This is a genomic window from Undibacterium sp. FT79W, from assembly GCF_014284215.1.
Lineage (GTDB): Bacteria > Pseudomonadota > Gammaproteobacteria > Burkholderiales > Burkholderiaceae_D > Undibacterium > Undibacterium aquatile.
This window is the reverse complement of record NZ_JACOGB010000001.1, coordinates 65,767-90,885: the sequence shown is the minus strand read 5'-3', so window position 1 is coordinate 90,885 and position 25,119 is coordinate 65,767. Positions and strand designations below refer to the sequence as shown.

At 48.8% G+C, this 25,119-nt stretch carries 24 protein-coding genes; 11 read left to right on the top strand and 13 right to left on the bottom strand.

The annotated features are described in order from the left end of the window. Positions 1 to 205 precede the first annotated feature (205 nt). Together H8K38_RS00405 and H8K38_RS00400 are read right to left on the bottom strand one after the other, a co-directional pair. A complete protein-coding gene (locus tag H8K38_RS00405) occupies positions 206 to 1,351 on the bottom strand; it encodes an ABC transporter substrate-binding protein (RefSeq protein ID WP_186882820.1) in 1,146 nt (381 codons plus the stop codon). A gap of 115 nt (positions 1,352 to 1,466) precedes the next feature. Beyond that, entirely contained in the window at positions 1,467 to 2,615 is a 1,149-nt protein-coding gene (locus H8K38_RS00400; RefSeq protein ID WP_186882819.1) for an ABC transporter substrate-binding protein, read from the bottom strand. Positions 2,616 to 3,005: 390 nt separating this feature from the next. Here H8K38_RS00400 and ffh point away from each other — a divergent pair, with 390 nt between their 5' ends. Both ffh and H8K38_RS00390 read left to right on the top strand, forming a co-directional pair. Continuing rightward, positions 3,006 to 4,373, top strand: a complete 1,368-nt coding sequence (ffh, locus tag H8K38_RS00395; protein ID WP_186882818.1) for a signal recognition particle protein — start codon at positions 3,006 to 3,008, stop codon at positions 4,371 to 4,373. 246 nt (positions 4,374 to 4,619) lie between these two features. Then, positions 4,620 to 4,949: an SWIB/MDM2 domain-containing protein gene (locus tag H8K38_RS00390; protein ID WP_186882817.1), complete on the top strand. Its 330-nt coding sequence runs from the start codon at positions 4,620 to 4,622 to the stop codon at positions 4,947 to 4,949. Positions 4,950 to 5,082: 133 nt separating this feature from the next. Here H8K38_RS00390 and H8K38_RS00385 read toward each other — a convergent pair whose 3' ends face one another. Then, positions 5,083 to 5,679, bottom strand: a complete 597-nt coding sequence (locus tag H8K38_RS00385) for a lytic transglycosylase domain-containing protein (RefSeq protein ID WP_223826977.1) — start codon at positions 5,677 to 5,679, stop codon at positions 5,083 to 5,085. A 135-nt stretch (positions 5,680 to 5,814) separates the two neighbouring features. Further along, positions 5,815 to 7,551 (bottom strand): proline--tRNA ligase, encoded by a 1,737-nt coding sequence (locus H8K38_RS00380; protein ID WP_186882816.1) that lies wholly within the window; start codon positions 7,549 to 7,551, stop codon positions 5,815 to 5,817. A gap of 216 nt (positions 7,552 to 7,767) precedes the next feature. Here H8K38_RS00380 and H8K38_RS00375 point away from each other — a divergent pair, with 216 nt between their 5' ends. Continuing rightward, positions 7,768 to 8,343 (top strand): RNA pyrophosphohydrolase, encoded by a 576-nt coding sequence (locus H8K38_RS00375; protein ID WP_186882815.1) that lies wholly within the window; start codon positions 7,768 to 7,770, stop codon positions 8,341 to 8,343. Positions 8,344 to 8,346: 3 nt separating this feature from the next. Further along, positions 8,347 to 8,880, top strand: coding sequence for a CNP1-like family protein (locus H8K38_RS00370; protein ID WP_186882814.1), 534 nt, complete (start codon positions 8,347 to 8,349; stop codon positions 8,878 to 8,880). Positions 8,881 to 8,925: 45 nt separating this feature from the next. On the opposite strand, the gene proB is transcribed toward H8K38_RS00370, so the two are convergent. The 4 genes from proB to rplU all read right to left on the bottom strand — a co-directional run bounded on the left by proB (position 8,926) and on the right by rplU (position 12,130). After that, complete coding sequence (proB, locus tag H8K38_RS00365; protein ID WP_186882813.1) at positions 8,926 to 10,044, bottom strand: glutamate 5-kinase; 1,119 nt, start codon at positions 10,042 to 10,044, stop codon at positions 8,926 to 8,928. Between the two features lie 211 nt (positions 10,045 to 10,255). Beyond that, complete coding sequence (gene obgE, locus H8K38_RS00360) at positions 10,256 to 11,368, bottom strand: GTPase ObgE (protein WP_186882812.1); 1,113 nt, start codon at positions 11,366 to 11,368, stop codon at positions 10,256 to 10,258. A 149-nt stretch (positions 11,369 to 11,517) separates the two neighbouring features. Next, complete coding sequence (rpmA, locus tag H8K38_RS00355) at positions 11,518 to 11,775, bottom strand: 50S ribosomal protein L27 (protein ID WP_186882811.1); 258 nt, start codon at positions 11,773 to 11,775, stop codon at positions 11,518 to 11,520. 43 nt (positions 11,776 to 11,818) lie between these two features. Continuing rightward, positions 11,819 to 12,130: a 50S ribosomal protein L21 gene (rplU, locus tag H8K38_RS00350; protein ID WP_186882810.1), complete on the bottom strand. Its 312-nt coding sequence runs from the start codon at positions 12,128 to 12,130 to the stop codon at positions 11,819 to 11,821. Positions 12,131 to 12,405: 275 nt separating this feature from the next. On the opposite strand from rplU, the gene ispB reads away from it, so the two are divergent. From ispB to H8K38_RS00315, 7 genes are all read left to right on the top strand, one after another. Continuing rightward, positions 12,406 to 13,386, top strand: coding sequence for an octaprenyl diphosphate synthase (gene ispB, locus H8K38_RS00345; protein ID WP_223826933.1), 981 nt, complete (start codon positions 12,406 to 12,408; stop codon positions 13,384 to 13,386). Between the two features lie 249 nt (positions 13,387 to 13,635). Further along, positions 13,636 to 15,375, top strand: a complete 1,740-nt coding sequence (pilB, locus tag H8K38_RS00340; RefSeq protein ID WP_186882809.1) for a type IV-A pilus assembly ATPase PilB — start codon at positions 13,636 to 13,638, stop codon at positions 15,373 to 15,375. A gap of 15 nt (positions 15,376 to 15,390) precedes the next feature. After that, a complete protein-coding gene (locus H8K38_RS00335; RefSeq protein WP_186882808.1) occupies positions 15,391 to 16,617 on the top strand; it encodes a type II secretion system F family protein in 1,227 nt (408 codons plus the stop codon). Then, complete coding sequence (locus H8K38_RS00330; RefSeq protein WP_186882807.1) at positions 16,617 to 17,480, top strand: A24 family peptidase; 864 nt, start codon at positions 16,617 to 16,619, stop codon at positions 17,478 to 17,480. Before H8K38_RS00335 ends, H8K38_RS00330 begins: the two co-directional genes overlap by 1 nt. Continuing rightward, the gene (gene coaE / locus H8K38_RS00325; protein ID WP_186882806.1) at positions 17,480 to 18,133 is read left to right on the top strand and encodes a dephospho-CoA kinase; all 654 of its coding nucleotides are present in this window, start codon (positions 17,480 to 17,482) and stop codon (positions 18,131 to 18,133) included. The genes H8K38_RS00330 and coaE overlap by 1 nt, the downstream gene beginning before the upstream one ends. Positions 18,134 to 18,230: 97 nt before the next feature. Continuing rightward, a complete protein-coding gene (zapD, locus tag H8K38_RS00320; RefSeq protein ID WP_186882805.1) occupies positions 18,231 to 18,986 on the top strand; it encodes a cell division protein ZapD in 756 nt (251 codons plus the stop codon). A 9-nt stretch (positions 18,987 to 18,995) separates the two neighbouring features. Beyond that, positions 18,996 to 19,178 carry a DNA gyrase inhibitor YacG gene (locus tag H8K38_RS00315; protein WP_186882804.1) on the top strand — a complete coding sequence of 61 codons (183 nt, stop codon included), beginning with the start codon at positions 18,996 to 18,998 and terminating at the stop codon, positions 19,176 to 19,178. Here H8K38_RS00315 and H8K38_RS00310 read toward each other — a convergent pair. The 5 genes from H8K38_RS00310 to H8K38_RS00285 form a co-directional block, all read right to left on the bottom strand. Beyond that, positions 19,175 to 20,734 carry a sigma-54-dependent transcriptional regulator gene (locus H8K38_RS00310; protein WP_186882803.1) on the bottom strand — a complete coding sequence of 520 codons (1,560 nt, stop codon included), beginning with the start codon at positions 20,732 to 20,734 and terminating at the stop codon, positions 19,175 to 19,177. The genes H8K38_RS00315 and H8K38_RS00310 overlap by 4 nt on opposite strands. Positions 20,735 to 20,761: 27 nt before the next feature. Further along, a complete protein-coding gene (locus H8K38_RS00305) occupies positions 20,762 to 21,313 on the bottom strand; it encodes a hypothetical protein (RefSeq protein WP_186882802.1) in 552 nt (183 codons plus the stop codon). Further along, the gene (locus tag H8K38_RS00300; protein ID WP_186882801.1) at positions 21,310 to 22,602 is read right to left on the bottom strand and encodes a D-amino acid dehydrogenase; all 1,293 of its coding nucleotides are present in this window, start codon (positions 22,600 to 22,602) and stop codon (positions 21,310 to 21,312) included. Before H8K38_RS00300 ends, H8K38_RS00305 begins: the two co-directional genes overlap by 4 nt. Positions 22,603 to 22,665: 63 nt before the next feature. Further along, positions 22,666 to 23,790 carry an alanine racemase gene (gene alr, locus H8K38_RS00295; RefSeq protein ID WP_186882800.1) on the bottom strand — a complete coding sequence of 375 codons (1,125 nt, stop codon included), beginning with the start codon at positions 23,788 to 23,790 and terminating at the stop codon, positions 22,666 to 22,668. 896 nt (positions 23,791 to 24,686) lie between these two features. After that, entirely contained in the window at positions 24,687 to 24,983 is a 297-nt protein-coding gene (locus tag H8K38_RS00285; RefSeq protein ID WP_186882798.1) for a hypothetical protein, read from the bottom strand. Positions 24,984 to 25,119 lie beyond the last annotated feature (136 nt).

The window sequence follows — 25,119 nt, the reverse complement described above, 5'->3', positions numbered from 1 at the left end:
ACAGATCGTGCCAGTAACACAACTCACGTAAATAATTGATTCCATTAGACCTCCGTAAATAATTTGCCGCAAACAGTCTGAATATTCAGAAAAAAATGCCGGAATCTTCTGAGACTCCAGCATTGTATTCGGCGTTGCATCACTTATACCTTCGCTTTCCAGCCCGTCTGGGACTAAACAGAAACGAAGGCAGATTCCCAAAGGATCAGCGTAAAAATTTCTTGTCGCGATTGATAATCGTCAATTCAACGAATTCACTGCCACTATGATCTTTCTCACCATAGGTCAACAAAATGCCGCCGATATCATTTTTATGCATCGATTCCAGCGCCCGCACAAAGCCATCACGCGTCAGACCGCGACCGCTTTTCTTCAAGCCTTCGACCAGCACTTTCGCAGACACGAAGCCTTCCATCGCGGAATAAGACTCTGGTACCGTAGTCCCCTTCGTCACCTGCTTGAATTCCTGACCCAGTTGCGTCGCCAGATTCGGTGCGGGCATCACTTGTGACACCATAATGCCCACTGCGTGCGGGCCAAGACTGTCAATAAATCCTTGTGTCGCGTTATTAGATAAAGTCATGATCTGCGCCGTATTACCGCCAGCACGTAAGGATTTAATGATATCCGCAGTAACGGGAGCAGCACCGACAATAATCAGGGCTTTTGCATTCGACGCCTTTACCGCATGAACCACCGCAGCCACATCAGGTTTTAAACGGTCAAACTTAATCGTTGCTGCCGGTTTCAGCTTAAAGCTGTTTTCTGCCGCCAGAAAACCTTCCAAGGCATCATGTCCGAAACTGTCGTCAATATGAATGATGCCGACTTCTTTCAGACCTATCGTAGAAAACTGCTCGACCGCTTTTCTGACCTCATCCTGATATTTCGCCCGCACGTTGAATACGTAACGATGCAAAGGCTGATGCATCACTACCGCGCCAGTACTCGGAGCAACCAGCGGAATTTTATGTTCATTCAACAGCGGAAATAAAATCTCAGACGTCGGTGTGCCACGGCTTTGGAACAATGCAAACACGTGGTCTTTTTTAATCAGCGTTTCCGCATTTTTATAGGCTTGGGTCGCATCAAATTTATCATCCAGAGTGATGAGTTCAATTTTCCGGCCATTCACACCACCGTTTTTATTCACATAAGCGAAGTAGGCATTTGCACCGGCCTGCATTTCTTTGACAGCTCCGGCAATCGGGCCGGTAACACCGACGGTTTGTCCCAACAATATCGTCGAATCCGTCACACCATCTTCAGCCGCAGCGATAGCACTGGCGAAGAGGGCTACCAAGCTCAGACTGAGCCCGGCAATCAGATGATTCAATTTTTTTTTGCGCATAATAGTCTCCGAAAAAAATAACAGGTTATGACGTCAGCGCTCCATAACTCATAACAAAAAATATAAAAACTCAATCACATACAGGACGAAAAATCCTGATGGATCATTAAAAAAATCAGCGTAAGAAACGCTTGTCACGTCCAATCATGGTCAGCTCCACAAATTCACTGCCCGTGTGGTCTTTCTCTGAATACGTCAGTGTCAGCCCGCCGAGGTCAAAGCGTTTAATTGATTCCAGTGCCCGGATCAGCCCCTCTCTTGTGGGGTTTTTACCGGCACGGCGCAAACCTTCTACCATCACTTTGGCAGAGACAAATCCTTCCATCGCGGCATACGATTCAGTTACATGATGCTCTTTCGTAACTTGCCGAAACTCTTGCCCCAGCTGGCTGGACAACAGATGCGGTGCAGGTACGATCTGCGACACCATAATGCCAGTCGCATGTTTACCCAGCGAATCAATAAAAGACTGCGATGAATTATTCGATACCGCCATGATCTGTATCGCACTGCCGGCATCACGTATGGCATTGATCAACTCCGCTGTTGTCGTGCCAGACGTCACCAGAATCAAGGCCTTGCCCGCGCTTTGAACGACGCTTGCAGCGACCGCTTTAATATCCGGTTTGGCTCTGTCGTAAGAAATGATAGAGACCGGTTTCAGCTTGAATTGCTGCATCGCGCTTTGGAACCCTTCCAGTCCATCTTTCCCAAAACTGTCGTCAACGTGGACCAAAACAATATCTTTCAGGCCGATAGTGGCAAATTGCTCGACGGCCTTTTTCACTTCATCCTGATATTTGGCACGGACATTAAACACGTAATGATTGACCGGCGTATGAAACGTCACCGCGCCAGTTGAAGGGGCAATCAATGGAATTTTATGTTCTGCCAGCAAAGGCAGAATCGCCTGTGTATGCGGTGTACCACGACTCTGGAACAACGCAAACACGTGCTCTTTCCTGATCAGCGCATCGGCATTACTCAGTGCCAGCGCCGGATCAAATTTATCATCCAGCGTCTTTACTTCAATTTTGCGGCCATGTACTCCACCGCTTTTATTAACGTAGGCAAAATAGGCGGCAGCACCTGCCATCATTTCTTTAACAGGACCAGCAATTTGCCCGGTCACACCTATTGTCTGCCCCAACAAGATAGTGGAATCCGTCACGCCATCCTCTGCGTTTGCATGCAAGCTGGAGAAGAACGTGCCGACGGCGAGCAAACCGACAACAAACAAACGGCGCGATAGATTTTTTTTCATTTGATTTGATTTCCAGCTTTTCAATGGACTTAGGTTTTTTACAATTTCGCAGCAAAGACAACAAAATAATTACCATAAAGAAATATAATTATCAGGCCAAAGCAGATTTTATTCCCAGGAAAAATGTAAGCAAAAACCGGTGACGCTTATCTGTGTCAGCAAAGAAATAACCCCAACAGAAATGAATCTCTTCTGATTTTACAGAATTGTTCATGTAAACATTCTGATTTTACGGAACATCTGCATTTCAACCACAAGCTTTTCTATGAATTCGCAGAGCCACTGCGGTGATCAGGTAAAATGGCGGATTGTTTTGCCTCTGGCAGTTAAGCGCCAGGCTGGCAACTGCGCTCAATTTGCTTTTTACTCAAGAAATTCTACTCGTTCGCTATGCTTGATAACCTTACCCAGCGCCTCGCCAAAGTCGTTAAGACTATGCGCGGCGAAGCCAGACTGACCGAATCCAACACAGCCGATATGCTGCGCGAAGTGCGCATGGCATTGTTAGAAGCGGACGTTGCCTTGCCTGCAGTACGCGAACTGATCGCCCGCGTTAAAGAAAAAGCGATGGGCGAAGAAGTTATCTCTTCACTGACTCCCGGCCAGGCATTGGTCGGCATCGTTCAGAAAGAACTCGCCGTATTGATGGGGGCCGATCTCGGCGAAGAAGCCTCGCAACTCAGCTTTGCCTGCCAGCCACCAGCGATTATTCTGATGGCGGGTTTGCAGGGTGCAGGTAAAACTACCACTGTCGGTAAGCTCGCCAAATATCTGCGCGAACAGAAAAAGAAAAAAGTGCTGACCGTTTCAGCCGACGTTTATCGTCCGGCCGCGATCGGCCAGTTGCAAACGGTGACCGGGCAAGTCGGTGCCGATTTTTTCCCATCGACACCAGATCAGAAGCCGGTCGATATCGCCCTGGCCGCGTTGGATTACGCCAAAAAACATTACCACGATGTGTTGATCATCGATACCGCTGGTCGTCTTGGTATTGATGAAGCGATGATGCAGGAAATCGCCGCTGTACACGCCGCAGTCAAGCCTATCGAAACTTTATTCGTCGTTGACGCCATGCTGGGGCAGGATGCCGTCAATACCGCCAAAGCGTTTAACGATGCGTTGCCGCTGACTGGCGTGGTGCTGACCAAGCTCGACGGTGATTCGCGCGGTGGTGCAGCTTTGTCGGTACGTTACGTGACTGGCAAACCGATTAAGTTTGTCGGTGTCGCAGAAAAACTCGATGGACTGGAAGCCTTTGATGCGACCCGCATGGCCAGCCGTGTGCTAGGCATGGGCGACATCATGGCGTTGGTGGAATCGGCGCAAAAGGGCATGGACGTCGCCGCTGCGCAGAATCTGGCGCACAAAATCAAAGATGGCGGCAAGTTCGACATGAACGACTTCAAAATGCAAATTTCGCAAATGAAGAACATGGGCGGACTATCCGGACTGATGGATAAACTGCCAGCGCAAATGCAGCAGGCCGCCGCCGGTGCGAATATGGATCAGGCAGAAAAATCCGTGCGCCGCATGGAAGGGATTATCAATTCCATGACGCCACTCGAGCGCGCGAAACCAGAGCTGATTAAAGCCTCACGCAAACGCCGCATTGCCACCGGTGCCGGTGTGCAGATTCAAGAAGTTAACCGTATGCTGGCGCAATTCGAGCAAATGCAGTCCATGATGAAAAAATTGCGCGGTGGCGGCATGATGAAAATGCTGCGCGGAATGAAGGGAATGATGCCAGGAAAACGCTGATTTTCAGACGTAAGCTGATGTTACAAAAAATGGCCGTATCAGAGGTAAAACCCTGCTGATACGGCTTTTTTTTGGATAGAAATCCAACGAAGCAGCATTTCCTGCATTTTTTCTTAAAAAACGCACAAAAAAGACTTGCATCACCGTGGAAACCGCACCACTATGGGCGATGCGTGAAGTGACGCAATGCAGGAGCTTTTCAAAACGATCAAAGCTCCGTCCACAAAATTGTGAAGGAGGCTATTTATGGCAACAGCAGCAAAAAAACCAGCAGCGAAACCAGCCGCAGCACCAAAAAAGGCAGCAGCTAAACCGGCAGCAGAACGCAAGCCAAACGCAGCGTTCATGAAGCCAATGACGATTTCCCCAACGCTGGCAGCAGTGATCGGTGCCGCACCGATTCCACGTACTGAAGTGACGAAAAAAGTATGGGAATACATCAAAAAGCATAACCTGCAAGCACCAGAAAACAAACGCAATATCAATGCAGATGACAAGCTGAAAGCCGTTTTCGGTGGTAAAGCGCAAGTCTCCATGTTTGAAATGACAAAACTCATTTCCGGTCACCTGTCCTGATTCTTCAGGAATAGCAACCGCAGTTGCGTTGGGAAACTTTATGGGAAGAAAATGTCCCATCCCAAACAAAAATGCCCGCATCGCGCGGGCATTTTTGTTTTCTGGTTTTATTTTCAAACCTGAAAATATCTGCTTACTTCTTAAATTCCCAGTTCTTCCAGTTTGCCAGTACGGCATTCGGATATTCCGGCTTGCCACGGCTGCCGTTATAGCGCCCCAGCGCCAGATATAAATCGCCCTTTTCCATATCCATATACAGCCGCAGGATAGAGCAACCATAGCGCAGATTGGTTTGCATGTGAAATAACTTGGTCGCATCGCCATCGCCTATGCTGCGCGACCAGAATGGCATCACCTGCATATAACCGCGCGCACCGACCACCGAGGTGGCGTATTTGCGGAATGCCGATTCGACCTGCATCAAACCCATCACCATCGCAGGATCCAGCCCTGCGCGTTTGGATTCATACCATATCGTTTCGAGCAACTCGATGCGCGTCTGATAGTCGGGTATCCGCTTTTTCAGGCGCGACGACATTTCACCCAGCCAGTGCAGATAGCTGATGCGTTCTTCTATCGTATTGAAGCTGGGTTTGGGCGGACGCGGGTCAGAAATCGCTTTTGACAAGGCGAGGCGAACCGAATCCGCCATGGCTTCTTCTTTCTGATTACCGGCATGTGCCGGCAAGGCATACAGCAATGCGGTCCATAAACTGAACAGCAAGATCATCCATCGGGGCAACAGCAAAATCGCTTTCAACTTCTCAAAAATTAAGATTTAAGGGGAGTATCTGTCATTTCATGCCAATTGTCTGAATAAACAAAAGGTAGTTTGAAGATACTCCCCCCAGTATATTTAGCCGCTTTAAGCCGCGACCAGCTTGCTCTGAACAAAAGCCAGCATCTCAGCAACCGGAACATTGGTCGCTTCAGTATCGCGGCGGCCGACGTATTCGAGCTTACCTTCTTTCAGACCACGGTCGCCGATCACCACGCGATGCGGTACACCGATCAACTCCCAGTCGGCAAACATCGCACCAGGGCGTTCACCGCGATCATCCAGAATCACGTCAATGCCAGCGTCCAGCATCGCCGTGTACAGTTTTTCGGTTTCTGCTTTGACCGCCTCGCTGCGATCCATACCCATAGGGCAGATCACGACTTCAAACGGTGCAATCGCGGTTGGCCAGATAATGCCTTTTTCGTCGAAATTCTGCTCAATTGCCGCGCCGAGAATACGGGTCACACCGATACCGTAACACCCCATTTGCAGCAATTGTGGTTTACCGTTTTCATCGAGGAATGTGGCCTTCATGTCTTGCGAATAGCGCGTGCCAAGCTGGAATACATGGCCAACTTCAATGCCGCGCTGTATTGCCAGCACGCCTTTACCATCAGGCGAAGGATCGCCATCAACCACGTTGCGGATATCCAGCACCAGCGGCTCTGGCAGATCACGTCCCCAGTTCGCCCCGGTGAAATGGAAATCCGCTTCATTCGCGCCGCAAACAAAGTCAGCCATATTCGCCACCGTACGATCAGCGACGACGTGTACCGGTTTTTTAGTATTGATAGGACCGAGGTAGCCTGGCATTGTGCCGAACCATTCGACGATTTCCGCTTCGGTGGCGAAACGGTAATTTGCCAGACCCGGTATTTTGTTGGCCTTGACTTCATTCAACTCGTGATCGCCGCGCAGCAGCAACAGCCAGATTTGTTTGCCAGCCTCGCCTTTTTCTTCATCATCTACCGCGAGCACGATCGATTTGACCGTGCTTTGCAAAGGAATATTTAAGAATGCGGCAACGTCCTCGCACTTGGCTTTGCCAGGCGTCGCTGTTTTGGTCAGTGCTGCGCTCGCGGCAGGACGCGTTGCCGACAATGCCACCGCTTCTGCGGCTTCCATATTGGCCGCGTAATCCGATGTCGGGCAATACACCAGCGCATCTTCACCGGTTTCTGCAATCACATGGAACTCATGCGAGCCAGAGCCGCCAATCGCGCCGTTGTCCGCTGCAACCGCGCGGAATTGCAGGCCAAAGCGCTGGAAAATCCGGGTGTAAGCGTCAAACATGATCTGGTACGACTTCTTCAGACCATCAACGTCGCGATCAAAAGAATACGCATCTTTCATCGTAAATTCACGACCACGCATCAGACCGAAACGCGGACGGCGTTCATCACGGAATTTGGTCTGAATGTGATAGAAGTTAACTGGCAACTGACGATATGAACGGATGTCCGAACGCACGACATCGGTAATCGCTTCTTCCGAGGTTGGCTGAATGATGTAATCGCGACCATGACGGTCTTTCACGCGCATCAGTTCCGGGCCCATTTTGTCCCAGCGACCGGTTTCCTGCCAGAGTTCCGCAGGCTGCACAACTGGCATCAGCATTTCAATCGCACCGGCGCGATTCATCTCTTCGCGGACGATATTTTCGACTTTACGAATCACGCGCAAGCCCATAGGCATGTAGTTGTAAATGCCGGATCCCAGACGTTTAATCATGCCGGCACGCATCATCAGTTTGTGGCTGACGATCTCGGCATCGGCAGGGGCTTCTTTAAGTGTAGAAATAAAAAATCGGGTAGCTCGCATGACAGTGATTCTTTTTAAATGGAAGGTTATAATCAACTCAATTTTAAAGGATTAGCTGGCTAATGCGCCCACTCTTTGCATATTTGATGAAGGAAACCGCGTTTTGTTCGCCAGACTGGCTGCTGCCCGGAACTAAATGGGCTCGCTTTTTGACGTAACCGACGCTTTCAATTGCAGGGACAAGCCGTTTAGCCACAGAAAGTTTTGAGGTTAGACATGCTAGATCGTGAAGGCTTCCGCCCTAACGTTGGCATAATTTTGCTTAACGCCAACAATCAAGTCTGGTGGGGAAAGCGCGTGCGCGAGCACTCATGGCAATTCCCGCAAGGCGGCATTAAATATGGCGAATCTCCTGAGCAGGCAATGTTTCGTGAGCTGGAAGAAGAAACAGGTTTGTTGCGGGAACATGTCAAAATTATCGGCCGCACCCGTGACTGGCTCCGTTATGAGGTGCCAGATCATTTTATCAAACGTGAAATTCGTGGGCATTACCGTGGGCAAAAACAGATCTGGTTTTTGCTACGCATGGTTGGTCGCGATTGCGATATCAACCTGCGTGCCAGCAACCACCCTGAATTCGATGCGTGGCGCTGGCATGAATACTGGGTGCCGCTGGACGTGGTGATTGAATTTAAACGAGGTGTTTATCAACTGGCATTACAGGAGTTATCCCGTTATCTGCACAGAAGCGATCACCCCGGAGCCCAGCGCCAACGCTCGCAACGACAAACGCCGAAGGTCACGGAAAAATTGATGAATCCGGACAAACCTGAACAGGAAGAATCGAAATAATTTATGGCACATGACAATCAACACCGCTATGCCAAAGGCTTGTTCGGACTGCTGCTGATTGCGGCCGGATTGCACCTGCCGCTGGCACAGGCAGCAGATCAGGAAGACGATGACGTAGATAAGGGATGGCAGGAAAGTGCATTGCAATTACCTGCCGCGCCAAAACCGGAAAATCTGCTGACCTTTTATAACAGCGGCACACAAATTTTCGCGATTGATAAGCAATCGGTCTCTGTTGAAAAAGATAATTCAGTTCGTTACACCTTGGTCGCGACCAGCAGCAATGGTGCAAAAAACGTCAGTTATGAAGCGATACGTTGTGAAAGCTATGAAAAAAAGCTGTACGCATTTGGTCGCAGCGACGGCACCTGGTCAGCATCTCGACGTAAAGAGTGGGACAGAATTTCAAATGCTGGCGCTAACAAGCAGCACCACGTTTTATACACCGAGTATTTGTGTGACGGCAATACGGTTGCAGGAAAAGCGGCAATGATCACGGACCGATTAAACGGGAAACGCTCGCCGTTTAATCGCTAAAAAACGCGGGACTTATACAAAAAAAGGTGCTCAGGCACCTTTTTTTTACAGAACAACCAGGTTGTCCCGGTGGATCAGTTCCTGCTCTTCGACAAAGCCAAGAATGGCTGCAATTTCAGCCGAAGGATGGCGCTTAATCCGCCGCGCATCTGCGCTGGCATAATTCGACAGCCCTCTTGCAATAACGCGCCCCGCTTCATCAACACAAGTCACCACCTCGCCGCGGCCAAACTCACCGCTCACCTCCAGCACGCCTATCGGCAGCAAGGATTTGCCATCCTGCGTCAATTTCTGCACAGCACCAGCATCGAGCACAATAGTACCTGCAGTTTGCAAATGATCCGCCAGCCATTGTTTGCGCGCCGCAATCGGTGCCATATCGGAAACCAGTTGCGTGCCGATGGCTTCGCCGTTCGCCAGTCTGACCAGCACATTCTCTTCGCGACCCCAGGCGATCACGGTATGCGCCCCGGAACTCGCCGCACGTTTGGCGGCCAGAATCTTGGTCAGCATCCCGCCGCTACCGAGGCTGGAACCGGCTCCGCCGGCCATCGACTCCAGTGTTAAATCCCCTGCTTTCGCTTCATGCACAAATTTTGCATCAGGATTTTTCCGAGGATCTGCGGTATACAAGCCTTTTTGATCCGTCAGAATAATCAAGGCATCGGCTTCGATTAAATTCGCCACCAGCGCACCCAAGGTGTCGTTGTCGCCAAACTTGATTTCATCAGTCACAACCGTATCATTTTCGTTGATGATAGGAACGATACCGAATTGCAACAAGGTGAATAAGGTCGAGCGAGCGTTCAGATAACGTTCGCGATCAGCAAGATCAGCATGAGTAAGTAAAATCTGCGCGGTACCAATGTCATGCGCCCGAAAGCTGCTTTCATATATTTGCGCAAGCCCCATTTGCCCTACGGCGGCGCAAGCCTGCAACTCATGTATGCCTGTCGGGCGTTTGTCAAAGCCTAGCCGTTGCCGCCCCTCCGCAATGGCACCAGAGCTGACCAGAACAACTTCCTTCCCCATTTGTCGCAATGCGGCGATCTGTACAGCCCATCGTTCTATCGCTACCTTGTCGATACCTTTGCCGTCATTTGTTACTAGTGAAGAACCCACTTTAATTATCAGCCGTTTGGCTTGCTGGATCACAGAATGCATAAAGAGTAAAACCAAAGTCGATGGGGAGGAAAGTCTTAAATTATACTTTATGTGGACTTAATCGCATTAAACTAAATTAAATTCAGACTTATCTTTTCTTTTCATACCAATATCCTGAAAAAATATTATTTCAATACGAATCAGGAAATCATTTTTGAATGCCTGACAAAGTAGCAGGCGAAAAAAAAGCCTGAAATTCAGGCTTTTTTGATTATTGGTCCCAGACTTTAAAACGAGGATCATCCGGATCAATGGATAAAATGCCCTGCGCTTCTTCTTTCATCTGTGTTTCTTGTGAACGCTGCTCTTGTGTACGCTTCTCTTCGATGTCTTTGTAAATCGCCATGACCAGATCTTCGCAACCTTCGCGATTCAACGCGGAGATTTCAAATACCGGACCTTTCCAGCCAAAACGCTTGACAAAGTCTTTGACTTTTTTCTTACGCTCATCTTCACTGAGGACATCCAGCTTATTCAATACCAGCCAGCGCGGCTTGTCATACAAGCTCTCATCGTATTTACGTAACTCTTTGATCAGGGCCTTCGCATCTTTAACTGGATCAACGTTATCGTCAAATGGCGCAAGATCAACAATATGCAACAACAAGCCGGTGCGCTGCAGATGCTTCAGAAATTGCACCCCCAGACCGACGCCATCCGCAGCACCTTCTATCAAACCTGGAATATCGGCAATCACGAAACTCTTTTCGTGGCTGACACGCACCATACCCAGATTCGGATGCAGAGTTGTAAATGGATAGTCGGCGATCTTAGGACGCGCATTGGATACTGCAGTGATGAACGTGGATTTACCCGCATTTGGCAATCCCAGCAAACCAACGTCTGCCAGCACTTTCAGTTCGAGACGCAATTCACGACGTTCACCCTCTTTACCTTCGGTACGCTGACGTGGGGCGCGATTGGTCGAGGTTTTGAAGTGGATATTTCCCCACCCACCTTCACCACCTTTAACCAGTTCCACCTGCTGACCATGTTCGGTCAAGTCAGCGATCACTTCGTCTGTGTTACGGTCTGCGATTAAGGTGCCAACTGGCATGCGGAGGAAAATGTCATCCGCTCCCTTACCGTAGCAATCTGCACCACGACCATTTTCACCGTCTTTTGCCTTGTGCAGTTTCGAATAGCGATAATCAACCAAAGTGTTGATATTACGATCAGCAACCGCCCAGATACTGCCGCCACGGCCACCATCGCCGCCATCAGGGCCGCCAAATGGGCGGAATTTTTCGCGACAGAAAGAGGCAACCCCATTACCGCCATCGCCGGCGATAACTTCAATTCTGGCTTCGTCAATAAATTTCATTTTTACCACCTAAAAAAGCTTGTATAAATCTTTGCTACCCAGATGGAACAAACGATTTATACAGGATTTCTCGAAACTAAAAAGGCTCTACCAATGGCAGAGCCTTTTCATCATACTGGCTTGCGCCTTAGCTTGAATTACTTCAAAACTTAAGCTGCAACTACAATCGCGTATTGATGCTTGGAAGCACCTTTGATTGCGAACTGTACTTTACCGTTAACCAGCGCGAACAAAGTATGATCTTTGCCCATGCCAACGTTTTCACCTGGGTGAACACGTGTGCCGCGTTGACGAACAATGATACCGCCAGCATTGATAGCCTGACCGCCGTAAACTTTAACGCCTAAGCGTTTTGACTCTGAGTCACGGCCGTTGCGCGTGGTGCCGCCGCCTTTTTTATGTGCCATTTAATAGCTCCTTGATACAGGTAATTAACAGGTAATCGAGAGATTAGCCGTTGATAGATACGATTTGCAATTCAGTGTAGTTTTGGCGGTGGCCTTGACGCTTCTGGTAATGCTTACGACGACGCATTTTGAAAATACGTACTTTGTCGTGACGACCGTGATCTACTACCTTAGCCAGCACCGTAGCACCTGCGACCAATGGAGTACCAAATTTAATTGTTTCTCCAGCACCCAATGCGAGTACTTGATCAATGGTGATTTCGGAGCCAATGTCTGCAGGTATCTGTTCTACTTTAAGTTTTTCACCAGCGACAACTTTATATTGTTTGCCGCCGGTTTTTATGACCGCGTACATGTGAAACCTCATCAAATAAATAAAAGGGATTTTCCCCCCGCACTTCAAAAACGACCTGGGAATTCGGGAAAACCCCAAATTATACATAGACTTAGACTTTGCGTCAAAAACAATTTGCATATTTTTTCAGCAGAGAAAACCTTACGAATGAAAGCGGTTTGAGGAATTTCAATAAGAAACGAGAAAACAGATGTATTGCGTACCAGCTTACAGCGCAAATTTAATCTTGTCGTCGTATAATCTCGCGGTCTTGAATTAATTAGCAGGATTCCCCCTTGTCTGCCACTGCAAACCCAAACCCTATTACCGACGTGATTACTGCGGATATGTCTGCGGTTAACGATGTTATTCGCCGACAGCTCTATTCTGACGTTCCTCTGGTAAATCAGGTTGCAGAGTACATTATCAGTGCAGGTGGAAAACGCTTACGTCCCGTTCTCGTACTGCTGATTGCGAACGCTTACGGCTATCAAGGGAAAAACCACCACGACTTGGCAGCAACTATTGAGTTTATTCATACTGCAACTTTGCTGCATGACGATGTTGTTGATGAGTCGTCGCTGCGCCGTGGTCGCCAGACTGCCAACGCACTGTTTGGCAACGCGGCATCCGTGCTTGTCGGCGATTTTTTACATTCACGTGCATTCCAGATGATGGTATCTGTTGGCAGCGTTCCGATTATGCAAGTTGTTGCCGACGCCACCAACGTGATCGCAGAAGGTGAAGTGCTGCAACTACTCAATATGCACGACCCGGACGTGACGGAAGATCGTTACTTACAAGTCATACGCTCAAAAACGGCTAAATTATTCGAAGCGTCAGCAAAAGTTGGCGCTCTTATTGCAGGGGCAAATGAAGAACAGGTAGAAGCGGCCGCAGAATATGGCCGCAGCATAGGCACTGCATTTCAATTAATCGACGACGTGCTCGATTACACAGGAAACGCAGAAGAGATCGGGAAAAATGTCGGTGATGATTTGCGTGAAGGCAAACCGACATTGCCTCTGATTTATCTCATGAAAAATGGTACGGCCGAAGAAAAAGAACTGGTTCGTACATGTATAGAACAAGGTGATGAATCACAGTTCGATAAAATCTTACATGCGATTACGCAATCCGGCGCACTGAATTACACTAAAGAAAAAGCGGTGGAAGCAGCGCGTAAAGCATCAGCCGCGGTCACGCATTTACCAGAATCTCCATACAAAGAGGCACTTCTCACTTTGAGTCAGTTTGCCGTTCAACGCAATCACTGAACTTAAAAAATCTCATTTAAGCAGAGTTTCAATCGAGGCAATCACAGAAATGTGCTTGCCTCTATTTATTAGCAGACTCTCCTGAGTTCAGCAGTATTTTTGTCGCGTACTTTCACACAAAGACAACAGTTCCGTTGGTTGAACGCAGCTCAGATGTAAAAAAAAGTAGCATGCCTTTACAAAAAAGGGCTTCAGTTGCATCATCGCAAAGCAATTCATTCTTTTTGCAAACCTAACCCATAAGTCACTATGTCTGCCGCTCCACCAAACACTGCACCGCAAGTAACAACCCCAGGACTTGCCCGAGCTTTAATGCAAGGCAATTTGCTGACAGCAGCACAAACAGACACGATAGTAAAAAAGACTCAGATAGACAAAACACGTTTTATCGATGGGCTATTGCAAAGCAACATTATCAGTCCGCGTGACCTTGCCACGTTTTGCTCTGAAACTTTTGGCTACCCGCTAATGGACTTATCGGTAATCAATGAGAGTCTGATACCGGACAAATTAGTTGATCCCAAGCTCATGCAAACGCAGCGCCTTGTTCCTATCGCAAAAAAAGGAAACAAACTGGCACTGGCGGTTTCAGACCCAACCAACAACTCAGCGTTCGATCAGGTTAAATTTCAGACCAGCCTGGGCATAGAACTCATCATGGTGCAGCATGATGCGTTGCTGAAAATGTTGGAAAAAATCAGTAAAACATCAGAGCAGAGTCTGAACGACCTGTCTGGCGATGAATTCGATCTGGACTTTAAAGAAGAAGACTTAGGTCAAGCCGCTGCTGCGGCAGCGGCAGATGCCCAGGCCAATGAGGTTGATGACGCACCTATCGTCAAATTCTTGCAAAAAATGCTGGTCGATGCCATCAACCTGGGGGCATCCGATTTGCATTTTGAACCCTTTGAAAAATTCTACAGGATTCGTTTCAGGGTTGACGGTGAACTAAGGGAAATTGCCCAGCCGCCGCTGGCGATCAAGGATAAGCTGTCATCCCGCATCAAGGTTATTTCCAAGCTCGATATCTCTGAGAAAAGAATACCTCAGGATGGCCGGATGAAATTGGTTCTGAACGCCAATAAATCCATCGATTTTCGTGTAAGCACGTTGCCAACACTGTTCGGCGAGAAGATCGTTATGCGTATTCTCGACGGATCGCAAGCGCAAATGGGAATCGATGCACTGGGTTACGATCCGGATCAAAAAGAAACGCTGATGAATGCGATTCAGCGTCCTTACGGTATGGTGTTGGTGACCGGCCCGACCGGTTCAGGTAAAACGGTATCTTTGTATACTTGTCTGAACGTAATTAACAAACCGGGCATCAACATTTCCACAGCCGAAGACCCTGCTGAGATTAACTTACCAGGCGTGAATCAGGTCAATGTGAACGATAAAGCCGGCCTCACTTTTGCTGCAGCACTAAAGTCTTTCCTTCGTCAGGATCCGGACGTCATCATGGTCGGTGAGATCCGTGATCTGGAAACGGCAGATATTGCGATCAAGGCTGCGCAAACCGGCCACATGGTATTTTCAACGTTGCATACAAATGATGCCCCATCTACCCTGACACGCCTTATGAACATGGGCGTAGCGCCCTTCAATATTGCGTCATCGGTCATTCTCATTACTGCACAGCGTCTGGCACGTCGCCTCTGCACTTGCAAACGCCCAGCGGAAGTACTGGATGAAGTACTGCTTGCGGCCGGCTTTAAAGAAGAAGATCTGGACGGGACATGGAAGCCTTACGAACCCGTTGGATGTGATCGCTGCAATGGGAATGGTTACAAAGGACGCGTCGGCATCTATCAGCTCATGCCAATTTCCGAGTCGATTGAGCGCATTATTTTAAATAATGGCAGTGCCATGGAAATTGAAGAACAAGCACAGCTTGAAGGAATACGCAATTTGCGCCAATCTGGATTGCTGAAAGTGCGGCAAGGATTAACCAGTCTGGAAGAAGTACTTGGATGTACTAACGAATAATCGGAGAGCAGTTACATGGCAACTAATTCCGCCAAACCTATAAAAAAAACCAAAGATGTTCTCTATGCCTGGGAAGGTAAAGATAAATTCGGAAAAACAGTGCAAGGAGAATTGCGCGCAGGCGGAGAGGCTATCGTCAATGCAACTCTCAGGCGTCAGGGCATTCTGGTTACCAAGCTAAAGAAAAAAACTTATAGCTCAGGTAAAAAAATTACGGATGCGGACATCACCTTATTCACACGCCAGCTTGCGACCATGATGAAAGCTGGTGTACCACTATTGCAGTCATTTGATATCGTCGCCAAAGGAAATGCAAATCCATCAGTATCCAAGTTGTTACAGGATATACGTGGCGACGTAGAAACAGGGACCAGTCTGAATCAGGCATTCAGAAAATTTCCTTTGTATTTTGATCCGCTGTTCTGCAATCTGGTTGGCGCTGGTGAGCAAGCCGGTATTCTGGAAGATTTGCTGACCCGTTTGGCTATTTACAAAGAAAAAACCCTAGCAATAAAGAAAAAAATCAAGTCCGCGATGACCTACCCGGTTGCCATTCTGTCGGTCGCTTTTATCGTGACAGCGGTGATCATGATTTGGGTAGTTCCTGCATTTAAAGAGGTGTTTACAAGTTTCGGCGCCGATCTCCCCGCGCCAACACTAGTCGTGATGGCGATATCCGATTTCTTTGTGAAGTATTGGTACATGATTTTCGGCGGACTATTTGGCTCCATTTACTTTTTCTTCCAGACTTGGCAACGCTCCTTACAAATGCAGCGCACCATGGACAGACTACTGTTGCAAGCCCCTATTTTCGGTGCAGTGATCAGAAAAGCAACGATTGCTCGCTGGACTCGTACTTTGGCAACCATGTTTGCTGCCGGCGTTCCCCTGGTTGAGTCGCTGGATTCCGTCGGCGGCGCTGCCGGTAATGCTGTATATCTTGACGCTACGATAAAAATTCAGACGGAAGTCAGCACCGGTACCAGTCTGACTGTCGCAATGCAAAATTCAAATGTTTTCCCGACGATGGTAACGCAGATGGTTGCCATCGGCGAAGAATCGGGGGCACTCGATAACATGCTGGGGAAAGTAGCTGATTTCTACGAGGAAGAAGTCGATGAGGCCGTTGCGTCTTTATCCAGCTTAATGGAGCCCCTGATCATGGTGATTCTGGGTGTCATTATCGGCGGTCTGGTCGTCGCGATGTATTTGCCTATTTTCAAACTGGGTGCAGTCGTCTGATGTTAGAAGAAATTTTTTTTGCACAACCCGGAAATGTACTGAGTATGGTCATATTAGGCATATTCGGGTTGTTGGTTGGCAGCTTTCTGAATGTGGTTATTTATCGCCTGCCAAAAATGATGCAGCGAGAGTCCGATAACTACGTTGCGCATGAAACCGGGCAGGAATTACCTCATCAAGAACCTTATAACCTGACCATACCGCGCTCGGCTTGTCCTCATTGCGGACATAAAATTACTGCACTTGAGAATATTCCCATCATCAGCTACCTGGTCATCGGCGGGAAATGCACGGGTTGTAAAGCACCGATTTCCATTCGCTATCCGCTCGTTGAACTATTCACTTGTTTGCTGAGCGCAGGCATGATCTGGCACTTTGGCAGCGGCATTGCAGGTTTATCGGCAATGTTTTTTTCTTACTTCCTGATAGCGATGACACTGATCGATGCGGATACGCAATTGCTACCGGATGATCTGACACTGCCATTGCTCTGGCTGGGCTTATTGGTCAATCTGAATGGCACGTTCACCCCATTGCCTTCAGCAGTCATAGGTGCAGTGGCAGGCTATTTATCTCTGTGGTCAATTTACTGGATATTTAAATTGGCGACTGGAAAAGAAGGCATGGGCTATGGTGACTTCAAATTGTTAGCTGCACTCGGAGCCTGGATGGGCTGGAGTATGCTGCCCGTGATCATCTTACTGTCATCCGTTGTCGGTGCTGTTGTTGGCATAGCTCTGATCATCATGTCAAAAATGGGGAAAAACACCCCACTTCCCTTTGGACCTTACCTCGCAGGTGCTGGGTTGATTGCTTTATTCTGGGGAAAACAGTTATCAGCCATGTACCTGAGTACCTTCTGATGTCTGAGAGATTTACGGTTGGTCTGACGGGCGGCATAGGCAGTGGAAAAACAACCATTGCCAATATGTTTGCCGACTTTGGCGCAAGTATTATTGATACCGATGTCATCGCACATCAACTGACCCAACCAGGTGGCATCGCCATGCCAGTGATACGTGAACAGTTTGGCGATGCATATCTGACTGACGATGGCGCCATGGATAGGGCACGGATGCGTGAGCTGGTCTTTGCCGATCGCAGCGAAAAACAAAAGTTAGAAAATATCCTTCATCCTCTGATACGTCAGGAAACCGAAAAAGCGGCCAGCCTGGCAACTGGTCTTTATCTTATTTTTGTTGTTCCTTTACTCATCGAATCAACAACCTGGCGCAACAAGGTGAGTCGTATCCTGGTTGTTGACTGTGAAGAGCAAACCCAGATTCACAGAGTGATGGCACGAAATAATTTAAGCGCGGAACAGGTTCTCGCCATCATGCGAGCCCAGGCAAGTCGCCAGCAAAGACAAGAAGCTGCGGACGATCTTATCTTTAATGACGGCGATCTGAGTTCAGTGAAAGCCGAAGTCCGTGCATTGCATGAACACTATGCATCTCTGGCAAAATTATCAATAAATAATCATCACAAAATAGCGTCATCAGATAATTCCCGATAAGAACAAAAAAAATTCACGTGGCATTTGTATTTTCTGACAGTATGGTTCAGAATCACGTGAGGCTAGAGTTGGCATAAATTTAAACAGGGAAACTATTTTGATTGTTTACGAATACCCTTTCAACGAGCGTATTCGAACGCTATTGCGTTTGGAAGACCTGTACGAAAAATTTACTTTTTTCCTGCATCAGCCAGACCCTCTGCAACATCACATCGCGCTCGCAACCATTTTTGAAATGCTGGAAGTGGCAGGTCGTGCCGATCTGAAATCCGACCTGTTACAAGAGCTTGAGCGCCAAAAACACACCCTGATCGGTTTCAAGTCCAATCCCAATGTGCAGGCAGAAATGCTGGATAAAGTGCTTGACGATGTCGATCGCGTCAGCAGTGCACTCATTGCCTGCACCGGAAAAACCGGACAAAATATTCGTGACAATGAATGGCTGATGAGCATACGCGGCCGTACCATTATTCCTGGCGGCGCATGTGAATTCGATTTGCCCAGCTATCACGCCTGGCAAAAAAATACGACTGAAAAACGATTTGCCGACATTACTGCCTGGTTTGCACCGATCGCCCCGTTATTTGATGCGATCAATGTGGTCTTACGTCTTTTGCGGGAGTCCGGCACAACAAGCAAAGTCATTGCACAAACTGGTAGTTATCAGCAGATGTTACAGGGAAAAGTGTATCAACTCTTGCGCGTCAACGTAGCTCGTGAGACTGGCGCTATTCCTGAAATTTCAGCCAACAAATATATGCTCTGGATACGCTTCATGTCACAAGATGGCGATATGAAACCCAAAGCATTTGAGGGCGATATCACCTTCGACCTCACACTCTGTAATTTTTAATTTCTGAATATGGCTACCTTTGTCAATTGCCCCACCTGCAGCAACAAGGTGGAATGGAAAGAAAGCAGCCTTTGGCGTCCTTTCTGCTCGGAACGCTGCAAACAGATCGACCTTGGCGCATGGGCTGAAGAAAAATATACGATTCCCGCCGTCAATTTACCGGAAGACCCCGAAGAAAGCGCAGTGAATTAACGCTTTTGCGGTAAACCATACTTGCGTAACTTCGTCGCAATCATGGAATGGGAAGTTGCCAGTCTAGCGGCCAGTTTCCGGCTCGAAGGATATTGTGGGTAAAGCCGTTCAAGCAGCGCCCGTTCAAACGCTGACACCGATAAATCCCAGTTTTCTGCCGTATCCAGATTGACCTCATCGGCACTGATGCTGCCCTCTGCCCAATCCACATCAGCAGCGCCAAGCACCCGCTGATCCGACATCGTAATCGCTCTGAACACGACGTTTTGCAACTGTCGCACATTGCCCGGCCAGCGATTCGATACCAGCGCTGCACAGGCAGACGTATTCAGACGACAAACCGGCTTTTGTGACTGCGTGCAGGCTCGTTCAATAAAATGTCCGGCAAGCAGCAAAATATCATCAGGTCGGTCGCGTAAAGCTGGCATCTCCAGATGCAGGACATTCAAGCGGTAAAACAAATCCTCGCGAAACAAGCCCTCTTGTACCATCTTGGGCAAATTCCTGTGCGTCGCACTGATGATACGCACGTTCACCCTGACTTCTTTATCGCCGCCGATACGGCGAAACTTACCGTCATTTAAAAACCGCAACAACTTCGCCTGCAGATACAGGGACATCTCACCAATTTCATCCAGAAAAACGGTGCCGCCATCGGCCATTTCAAACAAACCGGGCTTGCCGCCACGCTGCGCACCAGTGAAGGCCCCGGACATGTAACCGAATAACTCGCTCTCAGCGAGACTCTCCGGCAATGCCGCGCAATTCAACTCAAGAAATGGCGCGTTACTTCTGTTGCTGACGCCATGACAAGCTTGCGCAAGTAATTCTTTACCTGTGCCGGTCTCGCCTGTAATCAGCAAAGGCGCATCGACCACCGCCATCCGGGCTGCACGTTTTTTCAGAACGCGCATCTGCTCAGACTCACCGATCAGCAAATCAAAACCACTACCTGCAGAATTCTGCAGGGCATGAATCCTGCCGCCGATGCGCGTCGGCGCATGAAACGTCAGTACGGCACCGACAGAGCGCGATAAGGGTGTAAGTTCCGGAAGTAAGGGTTCTGACACTGGCGTCACATCCATAAAGAAAGGTTCGCCATACAAGCTCACTTCGCGGCTGGGAATACGAAAGCCGTTTGCAATCAGCTCCTCTTGCAGCGCCGCATCATCCAGCACCTGATTCAGGGTCAACCGACACAACGCTGCTTCATCCATCCCCGCAACCGCTGCCGCAGCGGCATTGGCAATAACCAGATTACCGCTGCCATCGACCGCCAACACGGGGTCTTCCATGACCGCCATCATGGTGTCCAGATGCAAGCGCCGGCGTATGCCAGGCAATACATCAATCACCTCAATCTGCCCGACACCACTCACCTTCTGGCAATCCTCCTGCAAGGCAGGAAGCATATATTCAAGCAGTTCCGGGCTGTCGATGTAAATATTCGGCGGATCAACTTCCACCGCAACGACATTCAGGCCGCGTCTGGCCAACACCGCCAATATTTCATGTGCGATGCCGACCCGGTCACGGAACTGAATATTAATGCGCATGAGTTGATGAATGAATGTGGTGGAAAATCAATGCGGCTCGGGAATGTAGTCGCGTGGGCGCGCGTAGTGACTGCGAAAACTATTTGTTGCCGCCAGACCGCGCAAGCGTCCCAGATCGAACTGGTCGAGTTGCTCCAGCACGGCTCGGTTCACCGTCATTCTGACCTGGATCAGTAACAGATCGACGCTCTGCTGGCTCGGGTTGCGGCCTGAGCGCAACCCGTCTCCGGCAAGGTTGACATCATTCTCAGCGCCTTTACACAAAGCACGCTCTTCAGCCTCAACAAAGCAACGATAAACATCCGCCAAAGTAAAGATGCTGCTGCAGTCACGACAATGCCAGGCATCTTTCTCTTTGCTATCACGCCCGACCAGGCCATTCTGACTCAGAGTCGAGAGAATAGAACGGATCAGCCGCGGTGATTTTCCCGTCGTTGCCACCAGACTGCTGATGTTCGTTGCTCTCGGCATCTCCATCATGATCTGGGCCAGCAGTTCAATTGCCGTATAAAAACGGGTATTCAGATTCGCATCTGCAAATATCTGCGTTGATGACAGCAATTGCTCAAACTGACTCATACCAATTCCTGAGGCATTACAACAGGACGATTAACGCTGCCATAACGATCCATGAACAAACCTTCGGTAGAAATCGCCGGGCGCTTGCCCGAAACAATGTCAGCAATGAACTGACCAGAGCCACATGACATCGTCCAGCCCAGAGTGCCATGACCTGTATTCAGGAATAAATTACGGTAAGGTGTAGGGCCGACGATAGGTGTGCCGTCCGGAGTCATCGGCCGCAAACCAGTCCAGAATTCTGCCTGACTGACATCGCCGCCACCCGGAAATAAATCGTTGACAGAGAACTCCAAAGTATCGCGTCGCTCTTTGCGCAGATCGAGGTTATAACCGGCAATCTCAGCTGTTCCACCAACCCGGATGCGATCACCAAGACGGGTAATCGCAATCTTATAAGTTTCATCCATGACGGTAGATTCAGGGGCACGTGTCGCATCGGTGATCGGTACCGTAATCGAATATCCTTTAATCGGATACACCGGAATTTTGATGCCCAGATCACGCAACAGGAAAGGCGAGTAACTGCCCAGCGCCAGCACGTAACGGTCAGCCTTGAATTCGCCTTCCGAAGTGATGACGGAAGTAATCTCGTCACCTTCGTGTACCAGTTTCTGTATCGTCACGCCGTACTTAAACTGCACACCCAGCCCCTCTGCCAGCTTTGCCAGATTCTGTGTGAACTTGAAGCAATCGCCGGTTTCATCGCCAGGCAAACGCAAGGCACCGACAAATTTTTCCTGCACATTCACCAACGCTGGCTCGACTTTCAGACAACCTGCTTTATCCAGCGTTTCGTAAGGAACATCGTAGCGTTTCAGAATGTCGATGTCGGCTGCCGCACCGTCCAGCTGCGCCTGATTCCGGAATAACTGCAAGGTTCCCTGCGTGCGCTCATCATAAGAAATCCCTGTGTCAGCACGCAATTGCTGCAATACATCGCGACTGTATTCTGCCATGCGCAACATACGTCCTTTATTCACTTCATAGCGTGCGTTGGTGCAATTCATCAGCATCTGCATGACCCAGCGCCAGGTATTCAGATCCAGCGTCGGCTGAATCGCCAGCGGACTGTGTTTCATCATCAGCCATTTGATGGCTTTCAGCGGCACGCCCGGCCCGGCCCAAGGCGAAGAATAGCCTGGCGATACTTCGCCTGCATTGCCATAACTGGTTTCCAGCGCAGCAGCTGGCTGACGGTCAATCACCGTTACTTCATGGCCGGCTTTTGCCAGAAAATATGCGGAGGTGGTGCCGATGACGCCGGAGCCGAGGATCACTACTTTCATATTATTTCTCCTGGATACTGAATACTGAATTAAGCGCGGATGCGTTGTTCGTCTATTGTTCGTCTATTGTTTGCCGTCTGGTTTGCCGTCCGTATACTCGCGCTGATAACGCGCGCCCAGACTGGTCAGAATTTCGTAAGCGATGGTGGAAGCTTTACCGGCGACAGCATCCACCGTATTGGTTGCGGAAATTAAATCCACCAATGCCCCTGGTTGCAAATGCTCGCTGGCGATGTGCGTCACATCCAGCGTGATCGTGTCCATCGATACCTTGCCCACCATAGGCACATCGTGCCCGGCGATTTGTGCGATACCCCGGTTGCTCAGGCTGCGCATCCAGCCGTCAGCATAACCCACAGCCACCGTCGCGATGCGGGTCGTTTCGCTGGCCTGCCATGTCGCTCCATAGCCGACAGTTGTACCGGCAGAGATTTCGCGGGTCTGAATGATACGGCCTTGCAAGTACGCCACCGGCAGTAAAGGATTTTCCTGTCCGGCGACCGGGGCAATACCGTATAAGGCGGCACCGGGGCGCGCCAGATCAAAGTGAAAATCAGGCCCCAGAAAAATGCCCGAAGAATTTGCCAGGCTGCCGCCAGCAGAAGGAAGCAATTGACGAATCTGCTGAAAACGTTGAAGTTGCTGACGATTCATAGGATTACTCTGGTCTTCAGCGCAAGCCAGATGGCTCATCACATATCGCACATCAATCCCCTGAATAAAATCAGGATCGGCACGCCATTGCTCAACTTCCGCCGCCGACAGCCCCATGCGTGCCATACCGGTGTCGAACTGAATGATCGCAGGTAACGCGGTTTGTTTTGCCGCAGCCAGATTGCGCCACGCCTGAATCTGTTCGCGGCTGTTCAGCACCGGCATGCAACGATGCGCCAAAAATTCAGCTTCATATCCCACTGGCGAGCCGTGCATCACAATAATCTCAGCCGCCTCAGGTAAATGCGGACGTAAGCTGATCGCCTCTTCAAGATGCGCGACAAAAAAATGCCGGCAACCTTCATCGAACAACACCTGCGCAACCGGAATCGCCCCCAGTCCATATGCATCGGCTTTGACTGCAGCGCCACAATGCGCAGTGCCGAGTTTGCTGCGCAGCAGCCTGTAATTACCCCGCACCGCCTGCAAATCAATACGCAGTACCGCGCCACTCTTTCCAGCTACTTGTTGCATGTTCTTAGCACTCCATCGCTACCGGGAAAATGATACATATTCATAGCAATGCCCGTGCCACGTGAATTAGTCTCATCAATTCAAAGACTTAGCTTATAGCCCGGGAAACCACCCAGAAACAGATGTATTGGTTTCAATACACCTGCTGCGGCATTCACCCGGAATCACATGAAGAGCCAGACTGAATCGTATCAAAACCGGCACATCGTATATAAATCAATACAGTGTACACATTTTAATACAGCACCGAATTAAAAACGAGCGACGACCATTTTCACCCAAAAAAATATCAGGCAATCGAATACTAAAAGGAAATGGTGATGAATTAGAAAAAACACCAGGCTTGATGCACCTGCCCAGAACACCACCGCATCAACGACTTGCTGGCAGATTGCATGCGGGCGAAACGGTACGCGGCGCAGCAACACGGAAAACATCAGTCGATCAGGTATTTTTATGGGGGTATGTGCCAAAAATGCCTTTATCTCCCTATAAATAAAGGGCTTTTAAATATACTCCCGGGGGTATATTTTTAATGCCAGAAGCCATTTCTGCGCGTTGCGGGCATAAAAAAGGCAGAACCTGTTGCGGTTCCGCCTTTTGAAATACGATGGTGGCGGGCATCTGACCAACTGCCTGCTCCGTCAAATGTAGTGCACACTCGTTTTATCTATCACCCTTTTGCCTATTGGCGAACATCGGCTAATTGGTACGTGTGGCGCACCCTACGCTTGCCGATACCAAAAAGACAAGAAATTGCATTCATGAAATCAGTGATCGCTTGGTGCATACATCCACGAAGACAAGTGAAATTTACATCAAAAAGAGTAGTGCCAACAGCATCCAAAATTGAAGTTGAATTACTGTAAAAAAATAAATAGAACCAAACCAGATTGTTATTTCTGATTTTGTCGTTCTTTAATCCTTTCCTGAATACGTACACTTGCTGCATCTTTTAATTCGATAGATGCGGCTGCGACATCAATAACTTTATCTGTTACAGAAGAAACTATTTCTTTGCGTCGATTCAGAATAATTTTGATGTTCCAGACAATAATTCCTAATAACATGAACCCTGGAATCAGACCGTCTGGTTGCCTTTTGTAATTATCATTAATTATGATCGCAACCGCAAATAGCACAGCAAAGGCGATTACATTGAATTTCAGCAATGCGAATATTGTATTTTTCATTATATTCTCTTGGCAAGTAGCTCAATCAATTCCTTGAGCACAAAGATTATATCGCATGCCTATTTGATATTTCATTAAGTTTGCGTAGCCCCGTAGGGGGCATCATTCGTACCATGCCATTGAGGTAATATCAACG

Coding starts and splice junctions, on each gene's coding strand:
- H8K38_RS00405 (WP_186882820.1), bottom strand. CDS start 1,351: ATGCGCAAAAAAAAATTGAATCATCTGATTGCCGGGCTCAGTCTGAGC.
- H8K38_RS00400 (WP_186882819.1), bottom strand. CDS start 2,615: ATGAAAAAAAATCTATCGCGCCGTTTGTTTGTTGTCGGTTTGCTCGCC.
- ffh (WP_186882818.1), top strand. CDS start 3,006: ATGCTTGATAACCTTACCCAGCGCCTCGCCAAAGTCGTTAAGACTATG.
- H8K38_RS00390 (WP_186882817.1), top strand. CDS start 4,620: ATGGCAACAGCAGCAAAAAAACCAGCAGCGAAACCAGCCGCAGCACCA.
- H8K38_RS00385 (WP_223826977.1), bottom strand. CDS start 5,679: ATGATCTTGCTGTTCAGTTTATGGACCGCATTGCTGTATGCCTTGCCG.
- H8K38_RS00380 (WP_186882816.1), bottom strand. CDS start 7,551: ATGCGAGCTACCCGATTTTTTATTTCTACACTTAAAGAAGCCCCTGCC.
- H8K38_RS00375 (WP_186882815.1), top strand. CDS start 7,768: ATGCTAGATCGTGAAGGCTTCCGCCCTAACGTTGGCATAATTTTGCTT.
- H8K38_RS00370 (WP_186882814.1), top strand. CDS start 8,347: ATGGCACATGACAATCAACACCGCTATGCCAAAGGCTTGTTCGGACTG.
- proB (WP_186882813.1), bottom strand. CDS start 10,044: ATGCATTCTGTGATCCAGCAAGCCAAACGGCTGATAATTAAAGTGGGT.
- obgE (WP_186882812.1), bottom strand. CDS start 11,368: ATGAAATTTATTGACGAAGCCAGAATTGAAGTTATCGCCGGCGATGGC.
- rpmA (WP_186882811.1), bottom strand. CDS start 11,775: ATGGCACATAAAAAAGGCGGCGGCACCACGCGCAACGGCCGTGACTCA.
- rplU (WP_186882810.1), bottom strand. CDS start 12,130: ATGTACGCGGTCATAAAAACCGGCGGCAAACAATATAAAGTTGTCGCT.
- pilB (WP_186882809.1), top strand. CDS start 13,636: ATGTCTGCCGCTCCACCAAACACTGCACCGCAAGTAACAACCCCAGGA.
- H8K38_RS00335 (WP_186882808.1), top strand. CDS start 15,391: ATGGCAACTAATTCCGCCAAACCTATAAAAAAAACCAAAGATGTTCTC.
- H8K38_RS00330 (WP_186882807.1), top strand. CDS start 16,617: ATGTTAGAAGAAATTTTTTTTGCACAACCCGGAAATGTACTGAGTATG.
- coaE (WP_186882806.1), top strand. CDS start 17,480: ATGTCTGAGAGATTTACGGTTGGTCTGACGGGCGGCATAGGCAGTGGA.
- H8K38_RS00315 (WP_186882804.1), top strand. CDS start 18,996: ATGGCTACCTTTGTCAATTGCCCCACCTGCAGCAACAAGGTGGAATGG.
- H8K38_RS00310 (WP_186882803.1), bottom strand. CDS start 20,734: ATGCGCATTAATATTCAGTTCCGTGACCGGGTCGGCATCGCACATGAA.
- H8K38_RS00305 (WP_186882802.1), bottom strand. CDS start 21,313: ATGAGTCAGTTTGAGCAATTGCTGTCATCAACGCAGATATTTGCAGAT.
- H8K38_RS00300 (WP_186882801.1), bottom strand. CDS start 22,602: ATGAAAGTAGTGATCCTCGGCTCCGGCGTCATCGGCACCACCTCCGCA.
- alr (WP_186882800.1), bottom strand. CDS start 23,790: ATGCAACAAGTAGCTGGAAAGAGTGGCGCGGTACTGCGTATTGATTTG.
- H8K38_RS00285 (WP_186882798.1), bottom strand. CDS start 24,983: ATGAAAAATACAATATTCGCATTGCTGAAATTCAATGTAATCGCCTTT.